This is a genomic window from Pseudomonas sp. IT-P294 (assembly GCF_949767865.1).
Lineage (GTDB): Bacteria > Pseudomonadota > Gammaproteobacteria > Pseudomonadales > Pseudomonadaceae > Aquipseudomonas.
This window is the reverse complement of record NZ_CATKQW010000058.1, coordinates 74,727-95,653: the sequence shown is the minus strand read 5'-3', so window position 1 is coordinate 95,653 and position 20,927 is coordinate 74,727. Positions and strand designations below refer to the sequence as shown.

Sequence of the window (20,927 nt, the reverse complement as noted above, 5' to 3'; positions counted from 1 at the left end):
CCCAAGTATCAGGGACCGGGGACAACGAATGAATCGCAATGAACTGCGCAAGGCTGACATCAACCTGATGGTGGTGTTCGAAACGTTGATGCTCGAACGCAACGTGACGCGGGTGGCAGAGAAGTTGTTTCTTGGCCAGCCGACCATCAGTGCCGCACTCAACCGTTTGCGCACGATGTTCAACGATCCGCTGTTCATTCGGGTCGGTCATCGCATGGAACCGACGGCGCGGGCCGAGGAAATCATCCTGCACTTGTCGCCGGCGCTGGATTCATTGTCGGTGGCGTTGAGCCTGACCCATGACTTCGACCCGGCCAGCAGCACCATGACCTTTCGCATCGGTTTGTCGGACGACGTCGAGTTCGGCCTGCTGCCACCGCTGCTACGGGCCTTGCGCCAGGAGGCGCCCAAGGTGGTATTCGTGGTTCAGCATGTCGATTACTGGCGTATTCCCGACTTGCTGGCGTCCGGCGACATCACCGTCGGTATCAGCCAGACCCGCGGCTTGCCGGCCAATGCCAAGCGCAAGCTGTTGCGGCACATCCAGCCGTACATTTTGCGCGCCGATGCGTCCGACACGCCGCTGACCCTCGATGAATATTGCGCACGGCCACACGTATTGGTGTCACACACGGCCAATATCAGTGGCTACGCCGATGAATGGCTGGCGGAGATTGGCCGCACGCGACAGGTCGTGCTTTCGGTGCCGCAATACAGCTCGCTGCCGGCTTTGCTTGCCGGCACCGACCTGATCGCCAGCCTGCCGGATTACGCCGCCGAGGCGATGGCCGCGTCCGGTCAGTTGTTCAAAGAACCCTTTCCGTTCAAGACCCCGACGCTGGACCTGTCGATGGTCTGGCTCAGCCACGTCGATACCGACCCGGCCGAACGCTGGTTGCGTTCGAGGCTGGAGGCGTTCATGAGTGAGCGCACCGTGGTGCCGTAGTCCCAGTGAACAAGACAACGCCGTGTTATATACGTAGGACCTTTCCAGCACATTTCAGGAGCCAAACCATGCCCCACCTGCACATGGAATACACCGCCAACCTGCCCGGACTGAATGCCGACCTGGCGTTGATCCGGCTCAACAATACGTTGGTGGGTTCCGGTCAGTTTGCTGCGGAGTTCGACATCAAGAGTCGCGCAGTGAAGGTCGAGACGTTCAAGGTCGGGACCGCATTGGCCGAGCGGGCATTCGTGCATGTGAAGCTGGCGTTGTTGAGCGGTCGCTCGCCGCAGATCAAAAAGCAGTTGTCCGAAAGTCTGCTGGCCGTGGTCCAGGACCTGTGTGAATGGCCGACCGATGTTGAAGTCCAGGTGTGCGTGGAGATCCTCGACATCGATCGAGAGTCCTACACCAAGACGGCCATCGGCCACTGAGTTTCAGGCCATTTCCTGCTCGGCACAGGCCTTGATCACTTGCTCGCGCAGCCATGTATTGGCGCTGTCCTGATCGGCGCCTTGGCTCCACAGCATGTCCAGGGTGAATCCCGGCAAGCCGTTGGGCGCTTCGCAGTGATTGAAAATCGCCTCGTTGGCCAGCAATTGCTGGACACGGCGGGGCAGGGTCAGGATGAAGTCGGTGCCGGTGATCATCTTCAGTGCCGCGCTGTAGCTGTTGGCGCGCGCGACAATCTGCCGTTTGTGCGCCTGTTGTGCCAGCCAGCCGTCGACCATGTTGGTTGTGGAGGTCCACGGGGTGGGGAACACATGCCGACGCTCGACAAAAGCTTGCAAGCTTAAACGCGGCTGCAATGGCGTAGCGCGTTTGTCGAAGACGCAGACCAGATCATCTTCCAGCAGTTGTCGGGATTTGAAGTCACTGTGGCTTCGATGAAAGTGGGGACCGAAGCAAATCACCAGGTCGAGGCTACCCTCGCGCAATTCTTCAGCCGGGATGTCGGTTTCGAACTTGTGCATGTTGACCATCACCGGCAGGTCGGCGAAATCAAAGCTTTTCAACAGCCGTGGCAGGATCAACTGCTCGAAATATTCCGGTGCGCAGAGGTTGAACGTCACCGGTTGCAAGGTCGGGTCAAACGTCTGGGCGCCGGCATGGCACAAGTTGATGCTTTCGAGGATTTTCAGCACATGTGCGTACATGGTGCCGGCTTTGTAGGTGGGGCGCATGCCCGTGCGGGTGTTGATGAACAACTCGTCTTCAAAACTGGTCCGCAGTTTTTTCAGGCAGTAACTGACGGTGGACTGACTGACGCAAAGCGCCTCTGACACACCGGTGACGCTGCTTTGCTCATACACGGCGACAAACACCATGAGGTCCTGCATGTCGAGCTTTCTTAGCAAGTTACTGTTCAGCATCCGTTCTGTCTCGCTGTGCTCCTTGCGCTGACAGTGCGCAAACTTGTGCGAAAGATCCTAACGGAACGATGGTGCCAGGAGAATGCCCCGTAGGAAGTTTCACAGTCAGTTGTGGGACAGAAAATGTTCCGAACACGACTTACGCGATGTTCCCGAAGGTCCCATGGTGGATTCCGCGTCAGTGGATGTGCCGGGCGTAATGTCGCGGATTGAAGCGCAACACTATCAGGATCATCAGCGCCATGACGCCGGTCAGGCACCACCAGGCCCATTCGAAGCTGCCCAGTCGATCGCGGACCATCCCGGCCATCAGGGGCGAGAGGCCGGCGATCAGGTAGCCGATGCCTTGTACGAAGGCTGTGAGTCCGCCGGCGCGTTGCGGGTTGTCGAGATGGTCCAGCGACACAATCAGGCTCATCGGGAACAGTCCGCCAATGCCCAGTCCCAACAGGCACGGCCACAGCAAGCTCAAGTGCAGCGGGCCGAGAATCAGCCCGCAGAAACCGGCGATGATCAGCGCCAGTAACACCACCAGCACCCGGCGCCGGTCGCGGCTGCGGTTGGCGATGGCCGGAGTGATCAGCCCGGACACCACTTCCATGGCCGTCAAAAAGCCCAGCAACAAACCGGCGTCTTGTTCGCTCCAGCCTTTTTCAACGTAGTACGGTGCCAGCCAGGCCAACACACAGGTGTAGGACGCAGTGCCCAAGCCGAAGAAGATCGCGAGCAACCAGGCGCGGGAATTGGCGAAGAAAGATTCCTTGCGTGGCGCTGGCGCATTGCGTGTCGGCGTTCCCGATCGTCCCGCCGCCCAGAACAGCAACGCGACCACCGCCAGTGCCGCCCAGATGGCCAGCCCCACACGCCAACTGCCGGTGCGGGTCATCGCCAGCGGGGCAAACGATGCCGCCATCGCCGCGCCACCCATGATCGACGTCACGTAGAGCCCCATGCACACGGCGACGTTGTCGCTGAAACGGGATTTGATCAGCGCCGGCATCAGTGCCTGGATCAGCGCAATGCCAATGCCGGCGAGCATGGCGCTGAGGATCAGTTCGACAGCTGAGTCGACGAACAGTCGCGACACCGTGGCCAGGCCAATGATCACCAGCGAGATCACCACGGTGCGCTGTTCTCCGAGTCGTTGACTGACCCGCAGGCCGAAGAACATTGCCAGCCCCATCGCCATGACCGGCAGCATCGTCAGCAGCGAGGCCAGGCTGAAACTCAACGGGATGTCTGCGCGAATGGACGACAGCAACGGCCCGACAGCAGCCATCGAGGGGCGCAGGTTCAGGGCGACGAGAATGATGCTGACCATCAGCCAGAGGGCAGGGCGGGCAGTGGCAGTGGCGCGAACGTTTTCCATCAATCGGACCTTGGATAATCAGGTGCCGATTAAGCGCGCGAGGCCTGAAGGCGGCAAATCAGATAATCCTTGGATGTATTTAAAAATTAAATAACCAGGCCGTGCCACAAATCCCCTGTGGGAGCGAGCCTGCTCGCGATTACGGTGTATCAGTCGCCATTAATGTTGAATGTCAGTCCGCAATCGCGAGCAGGCTCGCTCCCACAGGGGATTTGGGGTGATTTGGGAATTGAATGTTTAGCCAAGCTGCACCCAAAGTTCTTCAAATCCCGATTTAACGACCTGAGCTGCCGTGTGAGGCTGCGACTCATCTGTTTTCTTCGGTTCTCTCTATGGACGGTTGTCCCGTCGCACTTCCCTCCGAATTAGCCTTCTGGGCGCTGTGGCACTGTCGTCACGCGCGTCCACCGGATTCCTGCCTTTCCCGTTGATTTGTTCCTACGGGTCCCGCGCTGTGCGCCGGGATCTTACCGGCAACGCCTGCGCGTTCGCCTGACGCGGAAAAAGAGAATCCCCATGAGTTGTGCCACGAATTCCTTCGCTCCCCAGCAAGAAGCCCTGACCTTTCTCGAACAGAACCCGGATATCGAGATGTTCGAGCTATTCATCCTCGACAACAACGGTGTGCCCCGGGGCAAGTTGTTGCACCGCGATGAACTGTTGGCGGTCTACCAAAGCGGGCGGCCATTGCCGAGCACCATCCTGGGCTTGACCATCAATGGCGATGACGTCGAGAACTCCGGCCTGGTCTGGGACGTCGGCGATATCGATTGCCGGGCGTACCCGATCAGCGGCAGCCTGACACGCATGCCCTGGCGGTTGATGCCTACGGCGGCGGTTCAGGTCAGCATGCACCCGAAGGAAGGCCTGCCCGCGACGATTGCCGACCCCCGACATTTGCTGGCGAAAGTGATCGAAGGCTTGCAGGCCGACGGCTATTACCCAGTCATGGCGGCGGAGCTGGAGTTTTATTTGCTGGATCAGCAGCGCGACAGCAACGGTCGGCCGCAGCCGGCACGGGATGTCGACGGCGGCCGGCCGCGCGGCACTCAAGTCTACGGATTACGTGAGCTGGAGCAGATCGAGCCGTTCCTGGCTGACCTCTACAGCGCCTGCAAACTGCAGGGCATACCTGCGCGCACGGCGATTTCCGAATACGCGCCGGGGCAGGTGGAAATCACTCTCGAACACCGCACCGACGCCCTGCAGGCGATGGACGAAGCAGTGCGCTACAAACGGCTGGTCAAGGGCGTGGCGCACAAACACGGCATGACGGCCTGCTTCATGGCCAAACCGTTCAATGATCTGGCGGGCACCGGCATGCACATGCACGTCAGTCTCGCGGACAAAGAGGGCAACAACCTGTTCGCCAGCGACGCCCCTGACGGCACGCCGCTGCTCAGACACGCGGTGGGCGGCATGCTTGGCACATTGCTCGATTCATTATTGCTGTTCTGCCCGAACGCCAATTCCTACCGTCGATTCCAGACCAACAGTTACGCGCCGCTCGCGGCCACGTGGGGCGTGGACAACCGCACCGTGAGTTTGCGCGTGCCTGGTGGGCCGGCATTCTCCCGGCACATCGAACACCGCATCTGTGGCGCCGACGCCAACCCGTATCTGGCGGCCGCGGCGATCCTGGCCGGCATTCATCGCGGTATTCGCGAGCAACTCGACCCTGGCGCACCGGTTCAGGGCAATGGATACGCCCAGGCCACGAAATTGTTGCCGACCGATTGGCTGACCACATTGCGCGCGCTGGAAGGGTCGACCTGGGCGCGTGAGGCGTTCGGCGACGAATTCCTTGGCGTGTACCTGGCGGTGAAACGCGCCGAATACCGGCAGTTCATGGGCGAGGTAGGGGAGCAGGACTGGCGCTGGTATCTGCATCAGGCCTGAACGAAGGCTGAACCCTTCGCAAATAAACAGGCAGTAATGGGTTGAATTCTTGAGCCAACTATTCGATTGCTTGATTTTCACAAAAAATTGATGGTTGACTGGTTACAGTTAGTGACGCCTCGGTCAATGAATTTTTCACATTGGCCGAAGGCGCTTCTCTTCAGGACCCACCGATCATTATGTTGAAAATCAAACCCGTGCGCCCCGAGTGGGTGACACTGATTGCCAGTGCCTTCTTGCTAGCCGGCTTTAATTTAGTCCTTTGGCAGCACCTGTTTGAAATCACCGAATCCGATGGCAAGGGTCTTGTCATGCGCGTCGCGTTCGGCGCGATGGTTCTGGCTGCCTTCAACATTGTGCTGACTTTCATGGCGTTCCGGCGCGTGATGAAGCCGGTGTTGATATTGATGTTCATGATCAGCGCCGGTGTTGCGTATTTCATGAGCCAATATGGCGTGCTGATTGACACCGGCATGCTACGTAACTTTGCACAAACCAACGCGACCGAAGTGCGTGACTTACTGTCGTTGAAGTTGCTGGCCTATATTGTGTTGCTCGGTGTTTTACCTTCATGGTTATTGTGGAAAACCCCGGTCAATTATCGGCGCTGGCACCGTGAACTGTTGAGTAAGGCGCTGGTGACTGTCGCCTCGGTTGCGGTGATCGGAGGTGTCGCGCTGGTCAACTATCAAGGCTTGTCCTCGCTGTTTCGCAATCACCATGAACTGCGACTGATGGTGGTGCCCAGCAACTACATCGGTGCCTCGTTCGGTTATTTGCGTGAGCAAGTTGTCTCCGCGCGACAGCCCTTCTTGAAAATCGGTGAAGATGCCCAACGCGATGCATCATGGCAGGCCCATGGCCGTAAATCCCTGACGGTATTGGTCGTTGGCGAAAGTGCCCGGGCCGAGAACTTCGGCATCCTCGGTTATTCCCGCGACACCACACCCAAACTGAATAAAGAAGCCGGCCTGATTGCCTATACCGATGTGCACTCCTGCGGCACGGAAACGGCCGTCTCGGTGCCGTGCATGTTCTCGGACATGAACCGCAAGGACTACGACGCCAGCAAGGCGAAGAATGAAGAGGGCCTGTTGGACGTGCTCAAACGTGCCGGTCTGGACGTGATCTGGCGTGACAATCAGTCAGGCTGCAAAGGCACGTGCGACAGGGTCACCCTGGATGACGTCAGCAATCTGAAGGACCCGGTGTTGTGCGCTGACAGCGAATGCCGCGACGAAATACTCCTGCAAGGTATGCAGCACTTCATCGATAACCTGAATAAAGACACTGTTCTGGTCTTGCACCAGATGGGCAGCCACGGTCCTGAATACTTCAAGCGCTATCCGAAGGAGTTCGAACGCTTCACGCCGGTCTGTGAAAGTAATGCGCTGAACAATTGCAGTCGCGACAGTATCGTCAACGGCTATGACAACACGCTGGTCTACACCGACCACGTACTGTCGACCCTGATTGATCTACTGCGCAAAAACCAGGGCAAAGTGGACACCGCAATGCTTTACCTGTCGGATCATGGTGAATCGCTTGGCGAATACAACCTGTACCTGCATGGCACGCCGTACATGCTGGCGCCGGAACAACAGAAGCACGTAGCCATGCTGGCGTGGTTCTCCGACAACTATCAAAAGTCGTTCTCAGTCGACACCCAGTGCCTGCAACAGAGTCGTGACAAACCGTTGAGCCAGGACAACCTGTTCCATTCGATGCTGGGCTTGCTGGCAGTCAACAGCAAGGTCTACGACAAGGGGCTGGATATGTTCGCGGGTTGCCGTGGGGTGGCCGACGGCGTGTTGGCTAAAAAGTGAGTGTATCGACCTTTTTTACGCACCGGCCGCTAACCAGCGGCCTGTAGTTCCTCCAACAAGAGTCATTGCACATGTCTGCGCAACCTCCATCAGCCATTGAGCTTGAGTTCGCCCGGCGCTACGACCAGGAACACACTCGCGTCTGTCTTCAGCCGCGACCACGTGGCTTGGCGGGTCGCTGGGCGTTCTGGCGCGATGAGCAGTTGGTGCGCAGCGCGCTCAAGGTCGCCGGCGAGCCAGGCTTGATTCTGGATGTGGCTTGCGGTGCCGGACGTTTCTGGCCAGTGTTGGCCGAGCACGCGAACCGCGTGATCCTCGCCTCCGATCCGTCGCAGGACATGCTCAATCACGCCCAGACCCACCATCCGCAGAGTCTGCTCAAACGGATCAAGACTTTTCAAAGCTCGGCCTTCGACATTGGCTTGCCAGAGAATGCGGTCGACTGCATTTTTTGCATGCATCTGTTTCAAGACATCGATAGCTCCGAACATCGGTTGGCCATGCTCAAGGAATTCCATCGGGTCAGCCGCGACACGGTGATTGTGGCGGTACGGGTCGATGCGCATTTCAAGCTCCAGCGTTCAGGCGCGGCGGGTGCTCAGCCCCAGTATCTGGCCAGCAAGGCCGAAGTCGAAGCCGAGTTCAAGCGTGCGGGATTCTGCTTGCTCAGCCATCAGGATTTCCTGCCGGGCTGCGCACGGACGCGCGTCTATGTTTTGCGTAAGGCAGGTTAGCCTCCATTTGTCAGACATTTCTTGCCGTCTGGCAGGCCTTTTCGCTAAAGCTCTTGTTCAGTGGATGCGCGGAAATCGCCGGGGGCGATATATACTGCGCGCCATTCTTCAAGGGAGAGCCGTGTGGCCATCGATATTCACTGGATTCGCGACAACGAAAGCCTCGGTCAGTTTTGCGCCGAGTGGCAGCAACTGCCGTTCGTTGCCCTCGACACCGAATTCATGCGGGTCGACACCTTTTACCCGATCGCAGGCCTGCTGCAGATTGGCGATGGCGTACGCGCTTACCTGATCGACCCGCTGACCATCGACAACTGGCAGCCTCTGGCCGCATTGCTGGAAAACCCGGCGGTGGTCAAAGTCGTCCATGCGTGCAGTGAAGACCTCGAAGTCTTGTTGCGCCTGACCGGCAGTCTGCCGACGCCGCTGTTCGATACCCAACTGGCCGCCGCTTACTTGAACCTCGGTTTCTCCATGGGGTACTCACGGTTGGTACAAGAGGTGCTCGGCATCGACCTGCCCAAGGGCGAGACCCGTTCCGATTGGCTGCAACGTCCGCTTTCCGACACCCAAATCAGCTACGCCGCCGAAGATGCCTTGCACCTGGCGGAAGTTTTCGTACAGCTTCGTCCGAAGCTTTCTGACGACAAATACGCCTGGGTCCTGGAAGACGGCGCTGAGCTGGTCGCCAACCTGCGCCGCGAGGTCGACCCGTATGAGGTCTATCGCGAAGCCAAGCTGGCCTGGAAGCTGTCCCGCGCCCAACTGGCCGTATTGCGTGAACTCTGCGCCTGGCGTGAGCGTGAGGCTCGCGCCCGTGATTTGCCGCGCAATCGCATCGTGCGTGAGCATTCGCTATGGCCGTTGGCGCGCACTCAGCCGGACAACCTCGCAGCGTTGGCGAAAATCGAAGACATGCACCCGCGTACCGTGCGTCAGGACGGCGAATTTCTGCTTGATCTGATCAAGCGCTCTGGCAGTGTGTCGCCTGATCAATGGCCGCCTGCGGTGCCGGAGCCTTTGCCGGTGGACGCTGCCGCGCTGGTCAAACAGCTGCGAGCGATCGGCCAGGCTGAAGCAGAGCGCCTGAACATTGCGCCGGAGCTGATGCTGCGCAAGAAAACCCTGGAAGCGCTGCTCAAGAGCGGCTACCCCAACGGTCCCTACCAATTGCCTGATTCGCTGCGTGGCTGGCGCCGCGAATTGATGGGCCAGGCGCTGCTCGACAGCCTGGCCACCGCCGGAGAACAGCCTTGAAACGTATTTGCTCCATCTACCGAAGCCTGAAGAAAAACGAGATGTACCTCTATGTGCTCAAAAGCGATGCACTGGAGCGCGTCCCGGAAAGTCTGATGGCCGCTTTCGGCAAACCCCATCATGCTTTCGACCTGGTATTGACCCCCGAGCGCAAACTGTCGCGCGAGGACATCACCGTGGTCCTGGAAAACCTCGAGAAGCAGGGTTACCACCTGCAAATGCCGCCGGCGGAAGACGAATACATCGAACACTTGCCGGAAGAGTTGCTGCGACGCAACGACCCGATGTGAGCCGCAGACAGGCGCTGTTCAGCGTCTGTGTGAAAAACTGGAATAATTTTTGGCAATGGCCAGGACGATGGGGGAATTCTCCGTCGGTGGCCGTGTGCACTGTTTTTGAAAGGTTTGAACCATGCGCGTTCTGATTGCTGAACACGATCACCCTGTTTATGCCCAATTGCTGCGTCAGGCCGCGCCTGAGCTGGAAGTGCTGACCAGCGGTGACTCCGCCGAACTGGCCCGCCAGGCCGCCGACTGCCCGATCTGGCTCGGCCAGCCGGACCTGCTGGCCACTCTGCTGCGTCAGGGCCATCAGCCGCAATGGCTGCAATCGACCTGGGCGGGCATCACGCCGTTGCTGGCCGATGGCTTGCCGCGCCACTATCGCCTGACGCGTGCCGTGGGGATTTTTGGCCAGGTCATGGCCGAATACGTGCTGACCTACATGCTCGGCCACGAGCGCGAAGTGCTGCCGCGTCTGGTCAGCCAGGTCGAGCGCAAGTGGGACAGCCGTCACGGTCAAAGCCTGGCGGGACGCAAAGTGTTGATCGTCGGCACCGGCGACATCGGCCGCACCGTCGCGCAGTTCTTGCTGCCGTTTGGCGTCGAGTTGTACGGCATCGCCAGCGAAGCCCGCGAGCAGGCGCCGTTTGTCGAAGTCGGCGCGCTGGCGGATTTGCCGCGTCTGGTCGGTGAAGTCGATTACGTGATCAACCTGCTGCCGAACACCCCCAATACCCATGACTTGTACGATGCGGCACTGTTCAAGCAGTTCAAGCCGACCGGCGTGTTCATCAACGTCGGGCGCGGTGTGGCGGTGGTCGATGCGGACCTGGTGGAGGCCTTGAAAGAAGGGCACCTGGCGGGCGCGGTGATCGACGTCTGCCGTCAGGAGCCGCTGCCACAGCGCCATCCATTCTGGACCGCCTGGGGCTTGTTGCTCACCGGGCACAGTTCCGCGCCGACGTCGCCGCCGATGATGGTCAATCTGTTCCTGGAAAACTTGCGGGCGTATCAGGCGGGTGAAGCGCTGCGCGGGGAAGTGGATTTCAATCGCGGGTATTGAAACCACCACTCACTCAAATAGTGTGCAAACCCTGTGGGAGCGAGCTTGCTCGCGATGGCGGTGTGTCAGTCAACATTGATGTTGAACATGACGGCCTCATCGCGAGCAAGCTCGCTCCCGCATTGGTTTTGCAGTGGCGACTTAGAGGGTGAAATCGCCTTCTGCCGCCAGCTCGCTCAGCGGACGGCGCGGGCTTGGCTCTTCACGGGCTTGCAGGTAATCGGCGAGCGTCGCCTTGTCGCCCAGTTTGCCCACCGCAACCGCTGCGTGCAGCGCATAACCTTCAGGGATGTTCAGCTCCTTGCGGGTCAGTTCCTGATCGAAACCGGCCATGCCGTGGGTGTGCCAGCCGCTGATGCTTGCTTGCAGCGCCAGATGGCCCCATGCCGACCCAGTGTCGAAGGTGTGCCACAGGGCCGGGGTTTCTTCGGTGGCACCCGGGGCCGTGAAGGTGGTTTTCGAGATCACGATCACCAGCGCCGAGGCGTGTTGTGCCCAGGAACGGTTGAATTCGTTTAGCAGACCCAGGTAACGCTCCCAGTTTGGCGTGTCGCGGCGCGCGTACAGGAATCGCCAAGGTTGTGAGTTGTAGGCCGAAGGCGCCCAGCGTGCCGCTTCGAAAAAGCTCAGCAGGGTTTCTTCGGGAATGGTTTCGCCGGTGAAGGCGCGGGGCGACCAGCGATCGGTGAACTGAGGATGGATCGCATAGTCGGCAACGCGTGGATTTGCACTCATCAAGAGATTCCTTGCAACGTTTGAAAGTGAGGGTCGTCTGAAACCTGCGGGCGCAGTTGAGCTGGGCGTTAAGGTTTGTCGAGAGCCGGCAGTTCACCTGAATGCAACGCGGTTGAGCGTTAATGGCATCCGGGCATGGCTCCTTGCGACTGGCAAAGCTACGTGGCGGCGCAAAAACTGACAAGCCCGTTCTACCGGCAGTCGCCAATGCTTGGCCCGCAGGGGCCTTGGCACTAGACTGGCGGCCTTTTCACCACCTGATATTGATGCTTGAGCCATGGCCGCCAAAGTCGAACCGTTCTGGATACGCAAAACCCTCGATCAACTCGATCAAGAGGAATGGGAATCGCTGTGCGATGGCTGTGGCTTGTGCTGCCTGCAAAAGCTCGAAGATGAAGACGATAACTCCGTCTATTACACACGTATCGCCTGCAAACTGCTGGACCTGAAAACCTGTCAGTGCACCGATTACCCGAACCGGCGCGACTTTGTGCCTGATTGCATCCAGCTCACGCCGGGCAAGGCTGACGAGTTCAAATGGCTGCCGCCGACCTGCGGCTATCGCCTGGTCAGCGAAGGCAAGGACCTGCCGCTTTGGCATCACCTGGTGTGCGGTGATCGCGATGCGGTGCACCACGAACGTATTTCCCAGTCCGGGCGCATGCTTGCCGAAGGCAGTGTGGCCGAAGATGACTGGGAAGATCATCTGATCTTCCGGGCGGGTTAAGCGCTGTCGGTTTTAACGTGTCACGAAGGAGTGTGTATGGCTGTGGGATTGCGCCGGGCGTTGACCGTTGGGCTGTTGCTCCTGAGTTCGTCGGTGTGGGCGGCGAAGAAGGTCGATCTGGATTACCACGTGCGCCTGTTGCCGCAAAGCGATCAGGCTGAGGTGCGTCTCACCCTGGCTCGGGGCTCAGCGGTGCGCAGCCTGGATTTTGACCTGGGCGATGGCAGTCTTTACAGCGACTTCAAGGCCGATGGCCAATGGCAACTCACCCCGGGCAAACAGACGCGCGGTGTCTGGCGTCCCACCGCGGACAAGGCCAGCCTGAGCTATCGCGTGCGCATCAGCCACGGGCGCAAGAACGGCAGCTTCGACACCCGCATGACCCCGACCTGGGCGCTGATGCGAGGCGACGACCTGGTGCCGCCCGCCAAACTCGATCAGCAGGACGGCATCGAGCTGGTTTCACGCCTTGAATTCGAATTGCCCAACGGCTGGAAAAGCGTCGAGACCGCGTGGCCGCGAGTCGGCAAGAACAAATTCCGCGTGGATAACGTCTCTCGACTGTTCGACCGGCCCACGGGCTGGATGCTTGCCGGCCACTTGGGCAGCCGTCGCACCCGGCTTGGGGAAACCGAAGTCACCGTGGCCTCGCCCAGGGGGCAGGGTATGCGCCGCATGGACGTGCTGACCTTGCTGACGTTTGTCTGGCCGCAAGTGCAGGCTGTGTATCCCCGCCACCCGACCAAGCTGCTGATCGTCGGCGCCAACGACCCGATGTGGCGCGGCAGTCTGGGCGCACACGAATCGATCTACCTGAACTCACGCCTGCCGTTGGTGAGCGAAAGTGGCAGCAGTGCTGTGGTGCGGGAGTTGGCGCAGGTGTTCGGGCGGATCAACGATCAGCAGCGCAGCGACTGGATCAGTGAAGGGTTTGCCGAGTATTACGCCATCGAACTGGTGCGTCGCGCCGGCGGCATGAGTGATGAGCGGTATGAGGGTTTGCAGAAGAAACTGGCCAGGGACGGCCAGAACGTCACGACATTACGTGGCGAGCAGATTAACCCGGCGCAGGTGTCGAAAGCGGTGCTGTTGCTGCAGGAACTGGATCGCGAGATTCGCTTGAAAACCCGCAACAAGCGCTCGCTGGATGATGTCTTGCGCGGGGCGATGCACCTGGGACGTGTGGACACCAAGGCATTCGTCCAGCTTGCCGACAGTGTGATCGGCGAGTCCTCCAAAGTCCTTGATACCGAGTTACTTCAGTAACACCGCCATCGCGAGCCTGCTCGCGATGGGGCCCTGAGCCTCAATACAACTTCCAGATCAAACCCCGGATTTAGGCGATTTCAATGAATCGTTCGCGGTCACGGTAGCGGTTTTGGTCGCCGCTTCGGCATTGGCCTTCAACTGGTTCAGTTCTTCCCCGGCCCGCTGGATCTTTGCCCGCACGTTGTTCATGTCCTGACGGCTTTTTTCCAGCAGGCTCTTGACCGAGCTGTGCCCGGTAATGCCACGGGCCAGTGCCACGCCGCCGATCGCCACTTGAATCAAGCCGAACACACCGCCGCGACGCAGTCCTTTACCCATCATCACCACGCCACCGGCCAGGGAGCCGATGCGCTCCCAACCCTGAACGTTCTGATCGGAATGAGTCTGGAACGGGGTGGGTCCGATGCGTTCTACGCGTTTGAGTTCGTTCATGATCTGTCTCCTGGCGGAATCGCTGCTTCAAGAATAGATAGTTAAGCTGACTGCCAGGGCGGTCCGCTTGTTCCATCGGATGTCGGGTGATTCAGCGGAATTTCGCCCCGGAACGGGTGTTGAGTCCCTTGGACATGCGGTCGTACAGCACGACGTTGACGGTGGCGGCGAGGTTCATGCAACCGGTGGTCGGGATATAGACCACGTCTTCGCACCAGTCGCGAATCTCTTTATCCAGCGAGCCGTCTTCCGGGCCGAAGATGTACAGCGCGCGATCCGGGTGCGTGTATTCCGGCAGCGAGCGAGCGCCTTCGACCAGCTCCACTGCGACGGGCACGCAGCCCAGGGGCAGGATTTTCTTCAGGTCGTCGATGCCGATCAGCGGAATGTCGTAGTGGACGCGCTTGGTGTCGGTGACGAAATCGGCGGCGCGCTCATAGCGCTTGCCGGTGTAGAACACGGACGCCACGCCATAACAGCCGGCGGCGCGCATGACCGAGCCGACGTTTTCCGGTGATTTGGGGTTATACAAACCAATGCAGCTGTACCGTTTGTCTGCCACGAGCGGGGTGCCTTCGGGGAAAAACGGCGATTATACGGGGATTGGGGGAGGGCGGGCAGTGATCGTTCCCACGCTCTGCGTGGGAATGCCTCAACGGTCGCTCCGCGTCCGGCTGTGAAGGGACGCGGAGCGTCCCGGGCTGCATTCCCACGCAGAGCGTGGGAACGATCAGCATCAGGCAACTGAAATCTTCAGTCTTCTTTCTTCATCAACCCAGCCAACGCCGCAAACGGGTTGTGCGTCGCCTTGGCGATTTTCGGGCTGCTGAGCGAGCCTTCGTCGAAATACTGCTGGTCGGTGTACCGCGAGTGTTCGTTGTCATGGCAATACAGGCACAACAATTCCCAGTTCGAGCCGTCCTGCGGGTTGTTGTCGTGGTTGTGGTCGCGGTGGTGCACGGTCAGTTCGCTCAGGCGTTTGCCGGAGAACTCGCGGGCGCAACGGCCACACACGTGCGGGTACATTTTCAGGGCCTTGTCGCGGTAACCCATTTCCTTGTCGCGCTGGTTGTCGGCAAGGATGCGGTCCAGCTTCGACGTGTTGGACGGAGGCGTTGACGAACTCATGGGTTCACCTTTGTAAAAAGACTAATGACGGTAATAGGTGCAGTTTAGCTCAGCCCTTGAGCTTCTCGGCAATCCAGATGGTGTGGCGTGTGCCTTTGTTGCCATGGGCGAAGACCTGGACTTCTTCGGCTTTGAAACCGGCCTTTTTCAGCTTGTCGGAAAACTGGCGGTCCGCACTGGCCGACCACACGGCCAGCACGCCTTTGGGCCGCAGCGCCTTGGCGCAAGCGCTCAGGCCACCGGCGGAGTAGAGCCAGCTGTTGGCCTTCTGGGTCAGGCCTTCGGGACCGTTGTCGACGTCGAGCATGATCGCATCGAAACCTTGTGGCTCGGCTTGCAGGACCTTGGCCACATCCTCCATGCGGATCACCGTCCTCGGGTCGAGCAGCGGATTCCCGGCTTTTTCGCCCAACGGTCCACGGTTCCATTCCACAACGCCGGGCACCAGTTCGGCGACGACCACTTGCGCGGTCTTGCCCAAATGCTTGAGGGCCGAGGCGAGGGTGAAGCCCATGCCCAGGCCGCCGATCAGCACGCGCGAGTCGGGCCGGCCCGCCACCTTGCGGCACGGAATCTCGGCCAAGGCATCCTCGGAACCGTGCATACGGGTGTTCATCAACTGCCCGCCATCGCCGCCCTGGATCTTGATGACGAAATCCTCGCCATACTCGAACAGGCACAGGGCGCCGCCGTTCTCGGGGATAGGGGCGGTGTCGAGCAGAACAAAACGTTTCATGGAAATCTCAAATTGGGGGAAGGCAAACAGAGGCAGTTGGGAGTAGCCTGCCAATGACAACAAGGCCAACGGAGCCATTGATGAAGCGCACCATTCTAACGGTCATTGCCTTGGCCGCGCTCTCGATAACTGCAGTGCGGGCCCAGCAATTGCAAACCCTTCCAACCAGCCCCACACCGCTGCCGGGGTCGCCCGGCACCGCGACACCGACGCCTTACCCGCAAATCACTCCGACGCCCCTGCCCAAGGCCGGGCCGGGCAGCGGTGGCCCACCGCTGGTGCCGATCGAAATGCCCAGTCCTCCGACCAAGGATCAACCAGTGCCGGGCATCGAACCAAACAGCACAAAGGACAAGTCGCCCGGCGGTTAGATCTGTTGCGAGATCAGTTGCCCGTCGGCCATGCGCAAGCGTTTTGAAAGGGCGACGGCGAGGGCGCGGATGATCTTGGCGGCGATTTTCGGCGCGTCGTTGATCATCTTTTCCAGAGAGTCCTTGCCCAGGTTCAGCAGCTGGCAGTGACTGGCGGCCACGCAACTGGCCGAGCGCCGTTCACCATCGAGCACGGCCATTTCGCCGAACGAGCGACCGCTGCGCAAGGTGGCCAGGGTCACCAATTGCCCGTCGCCGTTAGTCTTCTGCACCGACACCTGGCCGGTGTGGATGATGCACATGAAACTGCCGGCATCGCCTTCGTGGAAAATCTCTTCGCCCTGGGCGATGGTGCTGATGCTGAAGTAGCCCGAAGCGGCCGCGAAATCGGCCGGCAGCAATTGATCGAACAGGCCGCAATCCATCAGCCAGTCGCGGATTTCGTTGTTCAGTAAGGTCGGTTCTGACATGTCGGCACGGTCTTTTTCTTGTGTCTGGTTCCGGTTATTCGGGATGTCTCCAATCCCCTGTGGGAGCGAGCTTGCTCGCGATAGCAGTTTGTCATTCAACATCAAAGCTGAATGTGCTTCCGTCATCGCGAGCAAGCTCGCTCCCACATTGAGAGGGGGGGCAGGTCTTAAGACCAAAACGCCGGGCCAAGTTCCTCAGGCAATTCCCCAAATCTTGAAAACAAATGCGTATTCGAGTGCTACGTCACGCAATCCCTGATAACGGCCGCTCATCCCGCCGTGGCCGGCACCCAATTCGGTCTTGAGCAGCAGCGGATTATTGTCGGTCTTGGTCGCGCGCAATTTCGCCACCCACTTCGCCGCTTCCCAGTACTGCACACGACTGTCGTTGTAGCCGGCAATCACCAGCATTGCCGGATAGGCTTGCGCGGTGACGTTTTCATACGGGGCGTAGGCCTTGATCCGATCATAGACGTCCGGCTCTTCGGGATTGCCCCACTCGTCGTATTCGGTAACGGTCAACGGCAGTTCCGGGTCGAGCATGGTGTTGAGCACATCGACAAACGGCACCTCGGCAATCGCCGCGCCGAACAGATCAGGACGTTGATTGAGCACCGCACCGATCAGCAAGCCACCGGCGCTGCCGCCGCTGATCGCCAATTGAGAAGGCGTGGTGAAACCGTTGGCGATCAAGTGCTCGGCGCAGGCGATGAAATCGCTGAAGGTGTTGTGCTTGTGTTCCTGCTTGCCGGCGCGATACCAAGCTTCGCCCAGCTCGCCACCGCCCCGCACGTGAGCAATGGCAAACGCAACGCCGCGATCCAGCAGGCTCAAACGGGCGTGGGAGAACCACGGGTCAAGGCTTTCGCCGTAAGCGCCGTAGCCGTAGAGATAAAGCGGTACAGGTTTTCCGAGCGCTTCGCGTTTGACCACCAAGCTGATCGGCACTTGTGTGCCGTCGGGCGCGGTGGCCCACAAGCGTTGGCTGACATAGGCATCGGCATCGAACGGACCCAGCACCGGGGTTTGCTTGAGGACGGTCTGCTCGCCGCTGGCCAGGTCCAGCTGACGGATTTGCGCCGGTCGGTTCAGCGCTTCGTAGCGCAGGCGGATCTTGTCGCTGACAAACTCCAGGCTGTTCTGCACATGCAGGCTGTAAGCCGCATCCGGCAGTTGCACGCGGTAATGCGGCAGTTCCAGGGGATGAACTTCGATGATCGGCAAGCCACCTTCACGCAGGCTCAGGGTCATCACGCCGAGGTTCAGGCTCATGCCCTCGATCATCGTGGTGTCGTTGTGGGGGATCAGGTTCTGCCAGTCGGCCTCGGTTGGCGCCACGCCGGTATCGACGGCGGTGTACAGGGCAAAATTGATACCGTCGCGGTTGGTGCGAATGAACCAGGTCCATTCACCGTCCAGCGTGCCGTGGTCGACGTCGTATTCATGGTCTTCCACCCGTGGCGCAATGCAGGTGAACGCCTGATGCGGCTGCGAGGCGTCAAGGACCCAGACTTCACTGGTGGTCTTGCTGCCCAGCGACAACAGCAAATGCTGCTCGGAACTGGAGCGGTAGCAATGCAGGAAAAACCGGCCGTCGGGTTCGTTGAAGACTTCTTCGGCTGCGGTGCCGTCCAGTCGATAGCGCAACAGTTTGTGCGGACGGTGAGTGTCGTCCAGTTCACCGAAAAACAGCGTCAGGCTGTCGTTGGCCCAGGTCATGCTGCCATCGCAGTCCTGGAACTCCAGTTCGCTGACACGACCGTTGGATAATTCCTTCACAAACAGCGTGTAAATCTCATCGCCGGTGGAATCGATGCTGTAGGCCAGGCGTTGGTGGTCCGGGCTGATGCTGAAAGCGCCGAGGGAAAAGAAGCCGCCCTTGGCCAGTTCGTTCGGGTCCAGCAGCAGTTGCTCCCGGGCTTCGTCTAGCTGCAGGCTGTCATCGGCCGGACGGGGGCAGCGGTAATGACGGGCGTATTCGTCACCGGCCGTGGTGCGCGTGTAATACAGGTACGGGCCCCAAGGGGAAGGCAGTGACAGGTCGGTTTCGAGAATCCGGCCCTTGATCTCTTCGAACAGGGTTTCGCGCAGCCCGGCCTGATCAGCGGTTTGCGCCTCTTGATAGCTGTTTTCAGCCTTGAGGTAGTCGAGCACCGCGTCGGTGTCGCGCTCCTGCAGCCAGGCATACGGGTCATCGCCCTCGGCCTTGCGGGCAATGGGCGCGTCGGAAACGTTGACGGATAGGGGCATGAAGGGTTCTCGGGCGTTGTACGAAATAGGGTTTTGCAGGCGCAATGCAAATCTTGAAGTCTCTGCCGGCTTTGTGTCATGACCGACTGGCATTGGGACAAGCCTGATGTGCGAAAAGTCGTTACTATAAGCGCCTCTTTGCCTGCCTTGCCATGGACACCATGACCGAGAACGACTATCTGATCGCTTGGGGCCTCTACGCCTTTGCCGCTTTAGGCTGCCTGCTGGTGTGGATGCGCATGACCCGCTGGATGTGGCGCTGGTTGCGTGAGCCGCTGCAACTGCTGGTCGCCGTGCTGCTGTTCAGCCCGACAATCATCGACCCGGTGAAGGAAAAAGTGGCCCCGGCCATCGCCATCACCACGCTGGACCTGGCTTTCAAGGTCGGCAACAACGCCTGGCGAGCGATTTCCGACCTCTTGATGTACTCCATGATCGCTTTCGGTCTTTACCTGGTGGTCGTGGCGATTCGTTTTCCGATCGAGCGCGCGTCCAGGGCTCGCAAGGAACAGGCGGTTGCCGCCAAGGCCGCGGCCCGGTCCGACGAACCTGAAGACGATCAGCCCTTCGGCGGGGCTGGCGATGATCGGTACGGTCGTCCACCCGTTCCGAGCAACCCTCAGCGTTTGCGGGTCGAACCGCGTTTGTAATCCGGCCTTGAAGCGAGAATCCGAGCATGTGTGAGTTATTGGGCATGAGCGCCAATGTGCCGACCGACATCGTGTTCAGCTTCACCGGGCTGATGCAGCGAGGCGGCCGCACCGGCCCACATCGTGACGGCTGGGGCATCGCCTTCTATGAAGGTCGTGGCCTGCGGCTTTTCCAGGACCCGGCCGCGAGCTGCGAGTCGGAAGTCGCCAACCTGGTGCAGCGCTATCCAATCAAGAGTGAAGTGGTGATCGGGCACATCCGCCAGGCCAATGTCGGCAAGGTTTGCCTGTCCAACACCCATCCGTTCGTGCGTGAACTGTGGGGGCGCAACTGGTGTTTCGCCCACAACGGCCAGTTGGCCGATTTCAATCCGACCGCCAGCTTCTATCGTCCGGTCGGCGATACTGACAGCGAAGCGGCATTCTGCGACCTGCTCAACCGTGTTCGCGCAGCGTTCCCGGAGCCGGTTGAAGTCGAAGACTTGTTGCCAGACCTGGTAGCCGCCTGCGCCGAGTACCGCAGCAAAGGCGTGTTCAACTGCCTGCTCAGCGACGGTGACTGGCTGTTCTGCTATTGCTCGACCAAATTGGCGCAGATCACCCGTCGCGCGCCCTTCGGCCCGGCGCGTCTGAAAGATGTCGATGTGATCGTCGATTTCCAGGCCGAAACCACGCCCAACGACGTGGTCACGGTGATCGCTACCGAACCTCTCACCGAAAACGAAACCTGGACCCGCTATGAACCGGGCCAATGGAGCCTCTGGCGACGCGGCGAATGCGTCAGCCAGGGCAAGACCGAATAAGGACTCACCCCTCATGTTGCTCAGTTATCTACGGCTTGTTTTGTTTGCGGCGGGCCTGTTGATTGGCGTTCAGGTGCCTGGGTTTATCAGTGATTACGCGAAACGGGTCGAAGCGCATCTGATCGAGGCCCAGACCGGCCTGACGGGTTTCCAGGGCACAGCCAATGAGTTCTTCAAGGGCGATATGCAGGCGCTGGTCGCTCATTATCGTGCCAGCGAAGACCCGATCTTTCGCAGCGATGCCGATAGCCTGAGCACGATGCTCACTCGCCAGCTGGCGCTCGACAAGCAGTTCCAGGCCATGCAGGGCCCGTGGTACATCCGCTTCCTGCAAGTGGCGCTGGCCGCTGATCCGGATATTCGCAAGGAAACCTGGTACGGCTACAGCTACCAGATCCTGTTGACGCCGGAAGCGATGATCTGGGGCATGAGCGGCGCGTTGCTGCTGTCGTTCGGGATTGAATGCCTGTTCCGTCTCATCGACTGGGTGGTGCTGGGCGGCAAACGCCTGCGCCAGAGCCGTCCGATCGTAGACCGGGATGTGCGCGGCCTCTAAGCCAGTGATCGTTCCCACGCTCTGCGTGGGAATGCCTCAACGGACGCTCCGC

Annotated in this window: 23 protein-coding genes; 14 read left to right on the top strand and 9 right to left on the bottom strand. The window is 59.8% G+C overall.

Going from position 1 to position 20,927, the window contains the following annotated elements; genetic code table 11:
- Positions 1-28: 28 nt before the first annotated feature.
- Both ACM6I0_RS29290 and ACM6I0_RS29285 read left to right on the top strand, forming a co-directional pair.
- The gene (locus ACM6I0_RS29290; protein WP_414923897.1) at positions 29-946 is read left to right on the top strand and encodes a LysR substrate-binding domain-containing protein; all 918 of its coding nucleotides are present in this window, start codon (positions 29-31) and stop codon (positions 944-946) included.
- Between the two features lie 68 nt (positions 947-1,014).
- Positions 1,015-1,380 carry a 5-carboxymethyl-2-hydroxymuconate Delta-isomerase gene (locus ACM6I0_RS29285; RefSeq protein ID WP_285429987.1) on the top strand — a complete coding sequence of 122 codons (366 nt, stop codon included), beginning with the start codon at positions 1,015-1,017 and terminating at the stop codon, positions 1,378-1,380.
- Between the two features lie 3 nt (positions 1,381-1,383).
- Here the strand turns inward: ACM6I0_RS29285 and ACM6I0_RS29280 are convergent, their stop codons facing one another.
- Both ACM6I0_RS29280 and ACM6I0_RS29275 read right to left on the bottom strand, forming a co-directional pair.
- Positions 1,384-2,319, bottom strand: a complete 936-nt coding sequence (locus ACM6I0_RS29280) for a LysR family transcriptional regulator (protein ID WP_414923896.1) — start codon at positions 2,317-2,319, stop codon at positions 1,384-1,386.
- 178 nt (positions 2,320-2,497) lie between these two features.
- Positions 2,498-3,688 (bottom strand): cyanate transporter, encoded by a 1,191-nt coding sequence (locus ACM6I0_RS29275; protein WP_414923895.1) that lies wholly within the window; start codon positions 3,686-3,688, stop codon positions 2,498-2,500.
- Between the two features lie 516 nt (positions 3,689-4,204).
- On the opposite strand from ACM6I0_RS29275, the gene ACM6I0_RS29270 reads away from it, so the two are divergent.
- The 6 genes from ACM6I0_RS29270 to ACM6I0_RS29245 all read left to right on the top strand — a co-directional run bounded on the left by ACM6I0_RS29270 (position 4,205) and on the right by ACM6I0_RS29245 (position 10,748).
- Positions 4,205-5,587 (top strand): glutamine synthetase family protein, encoded by a 1,383-nt coding sequence (locus ACM6I0_RS29270; RefSeq protein ID WP_414923894.1) that lies wholly within the window; start codon positions 4,205-4,207, stop codon positions 5,585-5,587.
- Positions 5,588-5,766: 179 nt separating this feature from the next.
- Entirely contained in the window at positions 5,767-7,413 is a 1,647-nt protein-coding gene (locus tag ACM6I0_RS29265) for a phosphoethanolamine transferase (protein ID WP_414923893.1), read from the top strand.
- A gap of 71 nt (positions 7,414-7,484) precedes the next feature.
- Positions 7,485-8,147 carry a class I SAM-dependent methyltransferase gene (locus ACM6I0_RS29260; RefSeq protein ID WP_285429978.1) on the top strand — a complete coding sequence of 221 codons (663 nt, stop codon included), beginning with the start codon at positions 7,485-7,487 and terminating at the stop codon, positions 8,145-8,147.
- A 123-nt stretch (positions 8,148-8,270) separates the two neighbouring features.
- Positions 8,271-9,404, top strand: a complete 1,134-nt coding sequence (gene rnd / locus ACM6I0_RS29255; protein WP_222590190.1) for a ribonuclease D — start codon at positions 8,271-8,273, stop codon at positions 9,402-9,404.
- Entirely contained in the window at positions 9,401-9,694 is a 294-nt protein-coding gene (locus ACM6I0_RS29250; RefSeq protein WP_007898694.1) for a YcgL domain-containing protein, read from the top strand. Before rnd ends, ACM6I0_RS29250 begins: the two co-directional genes overlap by 4 nt.
- A gap of 121 nt (positions 9,695-9,815) precedes the next feature.
- Entirely contained in the window at positions 9,816-10,748 is a 933-nt protein-coding gene (locus ACM6I0_RS29245) for a D-2-hydroxyacid dehydrogenase (protein WP_285429975.1), read from the top strand.
- A gap of 141 nt (positions 10,749-10,889) precedes the next feature.
- Here ACM6I0_RS29245 and ACM6I0_RS29240 read toward each other — a convergent pair whose 3' ends face one another.
- Positions 10,890-11,483, bottom strand: a complete 594-nt coding sequence (locus ACM6I0_RS29240; RefSeq protein WP_285429973.1) for a nitroreductase family protein — start codon at positions 11,481-11,483, stop codon at positions 10,890-10,892.
- A 277-nt stretch (positions 11,484-11,760) separates the two neighbouring features.
- Between ACM6I0_RS29240 and ACM6I0_RS29235 the strand changes: the two genes are divergently transcribed.
- Positions 11,761-12,210, top strand: a complete 450-nt coding sequence (locus ACM6I0_RS29235; protein ID WP_007898698.1) for a YcgN family cysteine cluster protein — start codon at positions 11,761-11,763, stop codon at positions 12,208-12,210.
- A 36-nt stretch (positions 12,211-12,246) separates the two neighbouring features.
- Entirely contained in the window at positions 12,247-13,476 is a 1,230-nt protein-coding gene (locus ACM6I0_RS29230) for a hypothetical protein (protein ID WP_414923892.1), read from the top strand.
- A 57-nt stretch (positions 13,477-13,533) separates the two neighbouring features.
- Here ACM6I0_RS29230 and ACM6I0_RS29225 read toward each other — a convergent pair whose 3' ends face one another.
- From ACM6I0_RS29225 to ACM6I0_RS29210, 4 genes are all read right to left on the bottom strand, one after another.
- Complete coding sequence (locus tag ACM6I0_RS29225) at positions 13,534-13,911, bottom strand: DUF2892 domain-containing protein (protein ID WP_414923891.1); 378 nt, start codon at positions 13,909-13,911, stop codon at positions 13,534-13,536.
- Between the two features lie 91 nt (positions 13,912-14,002).
- Positions 14,003-14,473 (bottom strand): RNA methyltransferase, encoded by a 471-nt coding sequence (locus tag ACM6I0_RS29220; protein ID WP_008153126.1) that lies wholly within the window; start codon positions 14,471-14,473, stop codon positions 14,003-14,005.
- Positions 14,474-14,664: 191 nt separating this feature from the next.
- Positions 14,665-15,039 carry a YajD family HNH nuclease gene (locus tag ACM6I0_RS29215; protein WP_285436637.1) on the bottom strand — a complete coding sequence of 125 codons (375 nt, stop codon included), beginning with the start codon at positions 15,037-15,039 and terminating at the stop codon, positions 14,665-14,667.
- A 49-nt stretch (positions 15,040-15,088) separates the two neighbouring features.
- The gene (locus ACM6I0_RS29210; protein WP_090188515.1) at positions 15,089-15,775 is read right to left on the bottom strand and encodes a spermidine synthase; all 687 of its coding nucleotides are present in this window, start codon (positions 15,773-15,775) and stop codon (positions 15,089-15,091) included.
- Positions 15,776-15,855: 80 nt separating this feature from the next.
- On the opposite strand from ACM6I0_RS29210, the gene ACM6I0_RS29205 reads away from it, so the two are divergent.
- Positions 15,856-16,146 (top strand): hypothetical protein, encoded by a 291-nt coding sequence (locus ACM6I0_RS29205; protein ID WP_285436635.1) that lies wholly within the window; start codon positions 15,856-15,858, stop codon positions 16,144-16,146.
- Here the strand turns inward: ACM6I0_RS29205 and ACM6I0_RS29200 are convergent.
- Positions 16,143-16,616 carry a cyclic nucleotide-binding domain-containing protein gene (locus tag ACM6I0_RS29200; RefSeq protein ID WP_285436634.1) on the bottom strand — a complete coding sequence of 158 codons (474 nt, stop codon included), beginning with the start codon at positions 16,614-16,616 and terminating at the stop codon, positions 16,143-16,145. The genes ACM6I0_RS29205 and ACM6I0_RS29200 overlap by 4 nt on opposite strands.
- A gap of 195 nt (positions 16,617-16,811) precedes the next feature.
- The gene (locus tag ACM6I0_RS29195) at positions 16,812-18,866 is read right to left on the bottom strand and encodes a S9 family peptidase (RefSeq protein ID WP_414923890.1); all 2,055 of its coding nucleotides are present in this window, start codon (positions 18,864-18,866) and stop codon (positions 16,812-16,814) included.
- A 152-nt stretch (positions 18,867-19,018) separates the two neighbouring features.
- Between ACM6I0_RS29195 and ACM6I0_RS29190 the strand changes: the two genes are divergently transcribed.
- From ACM6I0_RS29190 to ACM6I0_RS29180, 3 genes are read left to right on the top strand one after another with little or no spacing between them, the layout of a single operon-like run.
- Positions 19,019-19,516 carry an MFS transporter gene (locus tag ACM6I0_RS29190; RefSeq protein ID WP_414923889.1) on the top strand — a complete coding sequence of 166 codons (498 nt, stop codon included), beginning with the start codon at positions 19,019-19,021 and terminating at the stop codon, positions 19,514-19,516.
- A 26-nt stretch (positions 19,517-19,542) separates the two neighbouring features.
- On the top strand, positions 19,543-20,319 hold the full coding sequence (locus ACM6I0_RS29185; RefSeq protein ID WP_090181320.1) for a class II glutamine amidotransferase: 777 nt from the start codon (positions 19,543-19,545) through the stop codon (positions 20,317-20,319).
- Positions 20,320-20,332: 13 nt separating this feature from the next.
- Complete coding sequence (locus ACM6I0_RS29180) at positions 20,333-20,875, top strand: DUF2937 family protein (RefSeq protein ID WP_285436629.1); 543 nt, start codon at positions 20,333-20,335, stop codon at positions 20,873-20,875.
- Positions 20,876-20,927: the final 52 nt, after the last annotated feature.

Bases quoted from the DNA above. Each gene is read 5' to 3' on its own strand.
- ACM6I0_RS29290 (WP_414923897.1), top strand. From the start codon at position 29: ATGAATCGCAATGAACTGCGCAAGGCTGACATCAACCTGATGGTGGTG.
- ACM6I0_RS29285 (WP_285429987.1), top strand. From the start codon at position 1,015: ATGCCCCACCTGCACATGGAATACACCGCCAACCTGCCCGGACTGAAT.
- ACM6I0_RS29280 (WP_414923896.1), bottom strand. From the start codon at position 2,319: ATGCTGAACAGTAACTTGCTAAGAAAGCTCGACATGCAGGACCTCATG.
- ACM6I0_RS29275 (WP_414923895.1), bottom strand. From the start codon at position 3,688: ATGGAAAACGTTCGCGCCACTGCCACTGCCCGCCCTGCCCTCTGGCTG.
- ACM6I0_RS29270 (WP_414923894.1), top strand. From the start codon at position 4,205: ATGAGTTGTGCCACGAATTCCTTCGCTCCCCAGCAAGAAGCCCTGACC.
- ACM6I0_RS29265 (WP_414923893.1), top strand. From the start codon at position 5,767: ATGTTGAAAATCAAACCCGTGCGCCCCGAGTGGGTGACACTGATTGCC.
- ACM6I0_RS29260 (WP_285429978.1), top strand. From the start codon at position 7,485: ATGTCTGCGCAACCTCCATCAGCCATTGAGCTTGAGTTCGCCCGGCGC.
- ACM6I0_RS29245 (WP_285429975.1), top strand. From the start codon at position 9,816: ATGCGCGTTCTGATTGCTGAACACGATCACCCTGTTTATGCCCAATTG.
- ACM6I0_RS29240 (WP_285429973.1), bottom strand. From the start codon at position 11,483: ATGAGTGCAAATCCACGCGTTGCCGACTATGCGATCCATCCTCAGTTC.
- ACM6I0_RS29235 (WP_007898698.1), top strand. From the start codon at position 11,761: ATGGCCGCCAAAGTCGAACCGTTCTGGATACGCAAAACCCTCGATCAA.
- ACM6I0_RS29230 (WP_414923892.1), top strand. From the start codon at position 12,247: ATGGCTGTGGGATTGCGCCGGGCGTTGACCGTTGGGCTGTTGCTCCTG.
- ACM6I0_RS29225 (WP_414923891.1), bottom strand. From the start codon at position 13,911: ATGAACGAACTCAAACGCGTAGAACGCATCGGACCCACCCCGTTCCAG.
- ACM6I0_RS29215 (WP_285436637.1), bottom strand. From the start codon at position 15,039: ATGAGTTCGTCAACGCCTCCGTCCAACACGTCGAAGCTGGACCGCATC.
- ACM6I0_RS29210 (WP_090188515.1), bottom strand. From the start codon at position 15,775: ATGAAACGTTTTGTTCTGCTCGACACCGCCCCTATCCCCGAGAACGGC.
- ACM6I0_RS29205 (WP_285436635.1), top strand. From the start codon at position 15,856: ATGAAGCGCACCATTCTAACGGTCATTGCCTTGGCCGCGCTCTCGATA.
- ACM6I0_RS29200 (WP_285436634.1), bottom strand. From the start codon at position 16,616: ATGTCAGAACCGACCTTACTGAACAACGAAATCCGCGACTGGCTGATG.
- ACM6I0_RS29195 (WP_414923890.1), bottom strand. From the start codon at position 18,866: ATGCCCCTATCCGTCAACGTTTCCGACGCGCCCATTGCCCGCAAGGCC.
- ACM6I0_RS29190 (WP_414923889.1), top strand. From the start codon at position 19,019: ATGGACACCATGACCGAGAACGACTATCTGATCGCTTGGGGCCTCTAC.
- ACM6I0_RS29185 (WP_090181320.1), top strand. From the start codon at position 19,543: ATGTGTGAGTTATTGGGCATGAGCGCCAATGTGCCGACCGACATCGTG.
- ACM6I0_RS29180 (WP_285436629.1), top strand. From the start codon at position 20,333: ATGTTGCTCAGTTATCTACGGCTTGTTTTGTTTGCGGCGGGCCTGTTG.